This window comes from Corallococcus llansteffanensis (genome assembly GCF_003612055.1).
Lineage (GTDB): Bacteria > Myxococcota > Myxococcia > Myxococcales > Myxococcaceae > Corallococcus > Corallococcus llansteffanensis.
On the sequence record NZ_RAWB01000475.1, the window covers coordinates 1 to 7,716 of the forward strand.

The 7,716-nt window shown below is 70.1% G+C and carries 8 protein-coding genes; 3 read left to right on the forward strand and 5 right to left on the reverse strand.

Going from position 1 to position 7,716, the window contains the following annotated elements; all coding sequences use genetic code 11:
• A partial coding sequence (locus tag D7V93_RS32370; RefSeq protein ID WP_443651979.1) for an amino acid kinase family protein occupies positions 1 to 274 on the reverse strand: 274 nt, incomplete at its 3' end.
• 439 nt (positions 275 to 713) lie between these two features.
• Between D7V93_RS32370 and D7V93_RS32375 the strand changes: the two genes are divergently transcribed.
• The gene (locus tag D7V93_RS32375) at positions 714 to 1,004 is read left to right on the forward strand and encodes a hypothetical protein (protein WP_120647054.1); all 291 of its coding nucleotides are present in this window, start codon (positions 714 to 716) and stop codon (positions 1,002 to 1,004) included.
• Between the two features lie 63 nt (positions 1,005 to 1,067).
• On the opposite strand, the gene D7V93_RS32380 is transcribed toward D7V93_RS32375, so the two are convergent.
• Complete coding sequence (locus D7V93_RS32380) at positions 1,068 to 2,579, reverse strand: M16 family metallopeptidase (protein ID WP_120647055.1); 1,512 nt, start codon at positions 2,577 to 2,579, stop codon at positions 1,068 to 1,070.
• A 2-nt stretch (positions 2,580 to 2,581) separates the two neighbouring features.
• Positions 2,582 to 3,988, reverse strand: a complete 1,407-nt coding sequence (locus tag D7V93_RS32385) for a M16 family metallopeptidase (RefSeq protein WP_120647056.1) — start codon at positions 3,986 to 3,988, stop codon at positions 2,582 to 2,584.
• Between the two features lie 134 nt (positions 3,989 to 4,122).
• Here D7V93_RS32385 and D7V93_RS32390 point away from each other — a divergent pair, with 134 nt between their 5' ends.
• Positions 4,123 to 4,965 carry a DUF4190 domain-containing protein gene (locus tag D7V93_RS32390; RefSeq protein WP_120647057.1) on the forward strand — a complete coding sequence of 281 codons (843 nt, stop codon included), beginning with the start codon at positions 4,123 to 4,125 and terminating at the stop codon, positions 4,963 to 4,965.
• Positions 4,966 to 4,998: 33 nt separating this feature from the next.
• On the opposite strand, the gene D7V93_RS32395 is transcribed toward D7V93_RS32390, so the two are convergent.
• Positions 4,999 to 5,757, reverse strand: a complete 759-nt coding sequence (locus D7V93_RS32395; protein ID WP_120647058.1) for a hypothetical protein — start codon at positions 5,755 to 5,757, stop codon at positions 4,999 to 5,001.
• Positions 5,758 to 6,024: 267 nt separating this feature from the next.
• Here D7V93_RS32395 and D7V93_RS32400 point away from each other — a divergent pair, with 267 nt between their 5' ends.
• Positions 6,025 to 6,462 (forward strand): CBS domain-containing protein, encoded by a 438-nt coding sequence (locus D7V93_RS32400; protein WP_120647059.1) that lies wholly within the window; start codon positions 6,025 to 6,027, stop codon positions 6,460 to 6,462.
• 6 nt (positions 6,463 to 6,468) lie between these two features.
• On the opposite strand, the gene dnaA is transcribed toward D7V93_RS32400, so the two are convergent.
• On the reverse strand, positions 6,469 to 7,716 hold a 1,248-nt coding region (gene dnaA / locus D7V93_RS32405; protein WP_120647060.1), incomplete at its 5' end, for a chromosomal replication initiator protein DnaA.

A 7,716-nucleotide genomic window follows, 5' to 3' on the forward strand; every position in this document is an offset into this window, starting at 1 on the left:
CCGCCAGAGGCCGCGTCTGGGCAGGCGTCAAATCCGCGCTCAGGGCCCGCGCGATGGCGGAGTGCGTGTCCTCGAACCGGGCACAGGCGTCCTGCACCGGCTCGCCCTCCTGCGCCACCCGCGCCGCCTCCACCAGCAGGTTGGTGATGCCCGACACCGCCGAGGCCACCACCGTCACCCGCTCCTGCTGGCGCGCCTGGGCGACCAACGCCGCCACGCCGCGCATCCGTTCCGCATCCCCGACACTGGTGCCACCGAATTTCATCACGCGCATGACACGCCCTCCTCGCGGCAGGACGGGACACGGCAGGGACAGGCAATCATCGGAGGCGTCATGGAGGTCCTTGGGGGTGTTCGGTGGGGGCAATGAAAAGCCCCGCGCTCGGGGAGGAGCGCGGGGCCGGGTGCTTCGGAAGGGGGGACCGGGAAGGTCCGTCCGAAGTCAGGCGGTCCGCGCTCCGCGAGGAGTCAGGCCGGTGCAAGTGCACGTGAGGGTCGTCAGGAAACGCGCGCCAGTGGAGGACGTCGTCCCCTCGTACCGCAGGCTGTTCGCGCTCCGTCCGCCCATGGAGTCACCAGTCTAGCCGTTTCACGCGCTCCTGGTGAGGGGCCGGGCAACCGGGCCCCGGGCCGCAAGCGCCCACCGTGGTGCGCGGCCCCCAGGCTGCCGACATTCAAGGCGTGTCACCGGTCTACCTACCTGGGAGCAACCCATGGCCACCCGTAAGAAGAGCGACAAGGACGCTGGCGCCCACAAGCCCGGCTTCGCCAAGGACCGCGTGGAAGGCGGCCTGGAGGCGGACGACACCAAGCCCCTGTACGGGGACGACGTGAAGCACTCCACCGAGGAGCAGAAGTTCGCCTTCGACAGCGACGCCCCGGTGGGTGGCGACGTGAACAACCCCCAGAGCGTCCTCGACGACGTGGACGCCGAGGAGCGCGAGGAGCGCGGCCGCCTCAAGGCCGAGGCCCGCGACGCCGACAACGAACCCACCCGGGAATGAAGAAGGCCGGAGCCCCGACACGCGTCGGAGCCCCGGCCGGAGCACGCAGCGTCTGGAAGACGCCTACGGGGTCGCGGGAGCCGTGCCCGCGCCCGGCGGCTCCACCAGGGTGAGCTTGCCCAGGTTGAGCGGGGTCACCTGCTCCTGGATGACGAGCGGGTCCCCCACGAGCACCACCTGCATGGCGGCCGGGTCCAGGTAGGCCTCGGCCACGCGCTGCACCTCGGCGGCGCTCGCGTCGCGCAGCCCCTCCACGCTCTTCTTGAACTCGTCCATCGGGCGGCGGTGGAAGTAGAGCTGCGCGGCGCTGCCGCCCAGGCCCTCCACCGTCTCGAAGGCCGCGGGGAACGCGCGGATGAGCCCCTCGCGCGCGGCGGCCAGCTCCTTCTCCGTGATGGGCTTCGTCTTGAGGCCAGACAATTCCTTGATGAACTCGTTGAGCGCGGGGCCCGTCACGTCCTGCCGCACGGCCGCGTACGCGGTGAGCGGACCCACGCCCAGGCGCGTGCCCAGGTGCGCGTTGGCGCCGTAGCTGTAGCCCTTGTCCTCGCGGATGTTCATGTTGAGCCGGCTGCCGAAGAAGCCGCCGAACACCGTGGTGGCCAGCTCCAGCGCGTACTCGTCCGGGTGGCCCGCGGCGAGGCCGGGACGGCCCACCAGCACCACCGTCTGCTCCAGGCCCGGCTTGGGCACCAGGCGCACCTGATCGCGCGGCGGCGCGGGCGGCGCGGGCGGCGGCTTGGGCGCCACGGCCCCGCCCTTCCACCCACCGAAGTACTTCTTCGCCCACTCCACCGCCTGCGGCAGCGTCACGTCACCCGTCATGATGAGCGCGGCGGCGCGGGGGCCGGTGTTCTTCACGTAGAAGTTCTTCGCGTCCGCCAGCGTCAGCGACTGCACCGTCGTGGGCGTGCCCCCGGACGTGTGGCCGTACGGGTGGTCCTTGCCGAAGACGGCCTGGTAGTAGGCCTGCTGCGCGAGGAAGTTCGGGTCGCCCATGCGGCGCACCAGCTCCCCCAACTGCTGCTTCTTGCGCCGGTCGAAGGCCTTGGCGTCGAACGTGGGCCGCAGCACCACGTCCGCCAAGAGGCCCATGGCCGCGTCCACGTTGCGCGTCAGCACGCGCGCGCCCACGAAGGCGCCGTCCGGGTCCACCGACATCGCGGGGGACACGCCCAGGTCTCCGAACGCGTTGTCCAGCGCCACCGTGTCGCGCTTGCCCGCGCCCTCCAGCAGCATCCGGTAGGACAGGTCCGCCACGCCCAGCTTCGCGGGGGGCTCCTGCGACACGCCCGCGGCGAAGGCGATGCCGACGAACACCAGCGGCAGCTCCTTGCGCGTGCTGATGATGACGGTGAGGCCGTTGTCGAGCTGGGCCTTCTCGAACGTGGGCAGCACCAACTCCGGCGGCGCGCCCGGCTTGGGCTGCGTGGCGCGGAACGCCTCCGCGTCCGGCGCGGGGGTGGTGGGCTGCTGCGCCGGAGGCGGCTCGGTGGGAGGAGGCTCCGCGGGCTTCGTGGTGGCGCAGGCGGAGACGGTCAGCGTGAGGAGGGCAGTGAGGATTCGGCGGTGCATGGTCAACGGGCCTCCTTGCCCGAACCGGAAGACGGCGGCGCGGCCTTGGACGACGGCACCGCGTGGAGGGTGACGCGCGCGTCGGGACGCAGCACGTCGGTGGCGAACTGCTTCACCTGCGCGGCCGTCACTTCCTGGTAGCGCGCCAGGTCCTGCGCCACGTAGCTGGGCTCGCCCACGAACTGGTTGTAGCTCTGGAGCGTGTCGGACTTGCTGCCCGGGCCGCCCACGGCCTGCAGGCCCGCGAGGTGGCGCGTGTCGAAGCGGGTGCGCGCGCGGACGATCTCCTCCTGCGTGATGCTGTCCCTGCGGACCTCGTCCAGCACCGCGTCGATCTCCTTCTGCAGCGCGTCCGTGGTGACGCCGGGCCGGGCCACCGCCTCGATGGTGAAGACGGACTGCGCGCCCAGGCTCTGCTGCACGGCATCCACGCTCTGGGCCAGCTGCTTGTCCAGCACCAGCCGCCGGTACAGGCGGCTCGCGCGGCCGGTGCCCAGCGCGGTGGCGAGCACGTCCGCCGTCGCGTCCCCGGGCTTCAGGTACGGCGCGGTGAGCCACGCCATGGACAGCATGGGCAGCGTGGCCACCTTCTCGTCGTGGCGGATGACGACCTCCTTCGTGTGCTTCACGGGGGCCACGTCCGGACGCTTCGGCTTGGGGCCCGAGGGCAGCGTGCCGAAGTACTTCTCCACCAGCGCCTTGGTCTTCGCGACGTCGAAGTCGCCCACGATGGCGAGCGTCGCGTTGGCGGGCGCGTACCAGGTGCGGAAGAACGCCTTCACGTCGTCCACCGTGGTCGCGTTCAGGTCCTTCATGGAGCCGATGACGTTGCCCGAGTACGGGTGCGGCAGTGGGAACAGCGCCTGCCACGCCTTCTCCTGCGCTTCACCGTAGGGCGCGGTCTCCACGCCCTGGCGGCGCTCGTTCTTCACCACCTCCTGCTGCGTCTCCAGCTTCTTCTTCGTGAGCGCGTCCAGCAGGAAGCCCATGCGGTCGCTCTCCAACCACAGCGCGGTCTCCAGCAGGTTGCTGGGCACCGTCTCGTAGTAGTTGGTGCGGTCGAAGCTGGTGGTGCCGTTGAGGTCGCTGGCGCCGGCCTGCTCCAGCAGGCCGATGTGCACGTCGTCCGGCACGTGCTTGGAGCCCTGGAACATCATGTGTTCGAAGAGGTGCGCGAACCCGGTGCGGCCCGGCTGCTCGTCATAGGCGCCCACGTGGTACCAGATGTTGACGGCCACCACGGGCAGCTTGCGGTCCACGGAGAGGATGACCTCCATGCCGTTGGGCAGCGTGTACTTCTCATAGGGGATGGCCAGGTTTTCACGGCCGGGCTCCAACGGCTTCGCCTCGGGCTGCTGGGCGAGCGCCGGAGTCCCCAGCAACAGGGCTGCGGCGGCGAGGGCCTTCAATCGGGACAAGGTTCTCCTCCACGGTTCAGGACAGTGCCTCGCGCGCTTAACACGCGCCCCGGGGCCTGTAAGCCCGAAGGCGACCGGGTGCGCACCGGGGTGCCGGGTGTTGCTCGCCGTGCGACACTGCGGCCATGTCCCTGGAGGTCCCCTCTTCCTCGCTGGCCCGCTGCGCCGTCCACCCGGAGATGCCCGCGGCCGGCACGTGTTCGCGCTGCGGCGGCTTCGTCTGCACGGACTGCCTGAAGGTCATGCCGGGGCTGGCGGGCCGGGTGTTCTGCTCGGCCTGCGCGGCGCGCCCGGAGGTGAACTACCTGGAGGCCTTCCGCCTGGAGTTCTGGGGCCGGCGCGACCGGTGGGCGTGGACGGTGGGGCTCGTGAGCCTGGGGCTCCTGGCGCTGGGGCTCGTCTCCGCCCTGGACCAGCGTGCACCCACCGCCTTGCGACTGTTGTTCACCTTCCTCACCCCGGTCCCGGTGGGTGTGGCCTTCTTCCTGGGACGCTCCTGGGCCCGGCATGCGCTGGTGGCCACGCCGGTGGCCACGCCGGTGGTCATGGCCGTCCTGCTGGAGCCCTCCTCCCGCGAGGAGGTCGCGCTGATGATGGTGTGCGCGGTGCCCGCGTTGATCATCGCCGTCGTCATCCACAGCGACGTGCGCAATCAGCTCTTCTTCCGGCGGCCCGTGACGCCCGGGCAGTTGAAGGCCCTGTGGAACGTGCGCCGCAACAACCCGCTCGCGCGACATGCGCTGAGCTTCGGGTTGAGCGGGGTGCTCCTGCCGGTGTTCGCGCCGCTCGCGGTGCTGTGCGGCGCGGTGGCGCTGAGGCGCGTGGACCCGGAGGCCCACCCGCCCATCGGTCGTGGCGGGCAGGCGCTCGCGGGCCTCATCCTGGGCATCGCGAGCCTGCTGCTGTGGGGCTTCGTCCTCCTGTCCTTCCTCTACCGCTTCCTGTCGGGAGTGGTGATCCACAAGTGAGAGGGGCCCGCGCGGTTCCACGGGCCCCGGACTTCAGAACGAGTGCGCGCTCATTCCGCCGTGGGCGCGGAGGCTGGTTCGCATGCGGTCCCCCGCGCCCTGGCACTCACCGCGGGCCGCGTCCAGGCTCAGCACGGAGTCCGTCAGCGTCAGGTCCCCCTTCTGGAAGCATGACGCCAGGGGCAGGTCCTGGATCCAGGTGTCCTGGCGGAACGTCACCCGCAGGGAGCCGCCCTCCTTCACGGGGAGCCGGGGATTGGTGGACGCGAAGCCCAGGGTCTCGCCGGGAGGCACGGTCAGGTCCATGGACCATTCCTGCCCATCCTTGAAGATGCGCGTCCTGGCCCTGAAGCCATCGCCACCCGACACGATGGGATCGAAGCGGAAGCCGATGCCCTCGTAGAGGCCCGGGGGGATCTCCAGCTCCCCTCCCGAAAGCACCGTCCCATTGACCAGGTCGAACAGGACTGGACCCGCGAAGGTCAGCACGCTGCGTCCACTGTCCGCTGCGTCCTCGCACCCCACGCCCGAGGCCAGGGAGTCCTTCACGTCCGCGCAGGTGCGGTCCGTGCCCAGCGTCAGCCGGATGTCGACGAGCGAGGCGTCGGCCTGATCCAACCGGAAGGAGAGCCCGTCGCTGGAGACGATGTCCGGGAGGCTGGGCTCGGACGTCAACGCCCGGACGCCGGAGGCCTGGACCGAGCTCTTGGAGATCAGCGACGGCTGGAGGGCGAAGACGAGCCGGGTATGGGTTCCGGAATCACCGCAGCCGGAGAGCCCCAGGCAGGCCAATGACAGACATCCAAGACGCGACCACGAAGGAAGGTGCATGGCAGGAGGAAGGGGACAGGGGAGCGCTCCGGCCAGCGGACCCGAGGGCCCGGCGGGGCGCAGCCTACCTGAATGCCGGACGGGCGCGCACCAGGGCCTCCGTCCGAGGGGCCCAATGACGCCGGTGGGGGCGATGCCCAGCCTCAAGGAAGTCCCGAGCGCCTCTTCGCGCCGGAAATCCCTTCCGTGCGACCGGGCACCCAGGCGCTTCGAAGAAGGAGAACCGACATGGCGAAGCAGCGAGTAATGGACGTGATGACCGCGGACGTGGAGGCCCTCGACCCGTCCGACACGTTGAAGGGCGCCGCGGAGATGATGCGGACCCTGAACGTGGGGCCCATGCCGGTGTGTGAGGACGAGCGGCTGGTGGGCATCATCACCGACCGGGACATCGTGGTCCGCGCGGTGGCCCGGGGCCTGGATGTGAACAGCACCCCTGTCTCCCAGGCGATGTCCACCGAACTGCAATGCGTCTACGAGGACGAGGACATCTCCGTGGCGGCCCAGAAGATGAAGGACGAGCGGGTCCGCCGCATCCTGGTGACGAACCGTGACAACAAGCTCGTGGGCATCATCGCCCTGGGGGACATCGCCGAGGCGCTGGGTGCCAGGGAGGGCGGCGAGACGCTGGAGGCCGTCTCCGAGCCCTCCCAGCCTGCCCACTGACACGGCTCACATGCCGCCGAGCTTCGTCTCCAGCTCCGACAGGTCGCGGTGCACGCCCGCGTCCGTCTCCCGCAGGCCTTCCACCTTGCGCACCGCGGAGATGACGGTGGAGTGGTCCTTGTTGAAGCGCGAGGCGATCTCCGGGAACGAGCTCTTCGTCAGCTTGCGGCTCAGGTACATGGCCACCTGGCGCGCGTGCGCCAGGGCCTTGTGGCGCCGGTCCTCCTTCAGCGCCTCCACCGTCACCTTGTAGAAGCGGGCCACCTCGCGCTGGATGGCCTCGATGTCCACGGTGCGCTGCGCGGGCAGGATGTCGCGTAGCACCTGGGCCGCGAACTCCTCCGTCACCGGCTGGCGCGTGAGGCTGTGCATGGCGGACAGCTTCACGAGCGCCCCTTCCAGCTCGCGCACGTTCTTCTGCACGTGCCGCGCGATGAAGTGCGCCACGGGGTCCGGCAGGTTCAATCCCTCCTGTTCGGCCTTCTTCTGGAGGATGGCGACGCGCGTCTCGTAGGTGGGCTCGCGGATGTCCGCCATCAGGCCCATGGCGAAGCGGCTGCGCAGGCGGTCCTCCATGCCAGGGACCTCCGCGGGCACCATGTCGCTGGTCAGCACGATGGCCTTGTTGAGGCCGAAGAGGGTTTCGAAGGTGTAGAAGAACTCCTTCTGCGTCTCCTCGCGCTTGCCCAGGAACTGGATGTCGTCGATGAGCAGCACGTCGCACTCTTCCCGGAACTTCCGCCGGAAGTCCGTCATGCGGTGCTCGCGCACGCTCTCCACGTACTCGTTGGTGAACTGCTCGCTGGAGAGGTAGACAACCCGCTGGGTGGGGTCCTTCTCCCAGATGTGGTTGCCCACGGCCTGGAGCAGGTGGGTCTTGCCCAGGCCCGTGCCGCCGTAGATGTAGAGCGGGTTGTAGTTGTGCCCCGGGCGGTGGGCCACGGCCTGCGCGGCGGCGGCGGGGAGCTGGTTGCTGTCCGCGACCACGTAGGTGTCGAAGGTGAAGCGCGGGTTGAGGCGGGAGGGCCGCGCGGAGTTCACCTTGACGGTGGGCGTGGGCGGCAGGTTCGCGGACGGCGGGGGGCCGGCGACGACCTCGTAGGCGACGCGGCCCAGCGAAGGCTCCAGCCGGGACAGGTGGGTCTCCAGCATGGCGCGGTAGTGATCATCCACCCAGTCCCGGAAGAAGCGGTCGGGGACACCCAGGACGAGGGCGTTCTCGCGCACCTCCAGGGGGGGCATCCGCTCCAGCCA

Excerpts from the sequence above, each read along its gene's own strand:
- D7V93_RS32375 (WP_120647054.1), top strand. The coding sequence starts at position 714 with ATGGCCACCCGTAAGAAGAGCGACAAGGACGCTGGCGCCCACAAGCCC.
- D7V93_RS32380 (WP_120647055.1), bottom strand. The coding sequence starts at position 2,579 with ATGCACCGCCGAATCCTCACTGCCCTCCTCACGCTGACCGTCTCCGCC.
- D7V93_RS32390 (WP_120647057.1), top strand. The coding sequence starts at position 4,123 with ATGTCCCTGGAGGTCCCCTCTTCCTCGCTGGCCCGCTGCGCCGTCCAC.
- D7V93_RS32400 (WP_120647059.1), top strand. The coding sequence starts at position 6,025 with ATGGCGAAGCAGCGAGTAATGGACGTGATGACCGCGGACGTGGAGGCC.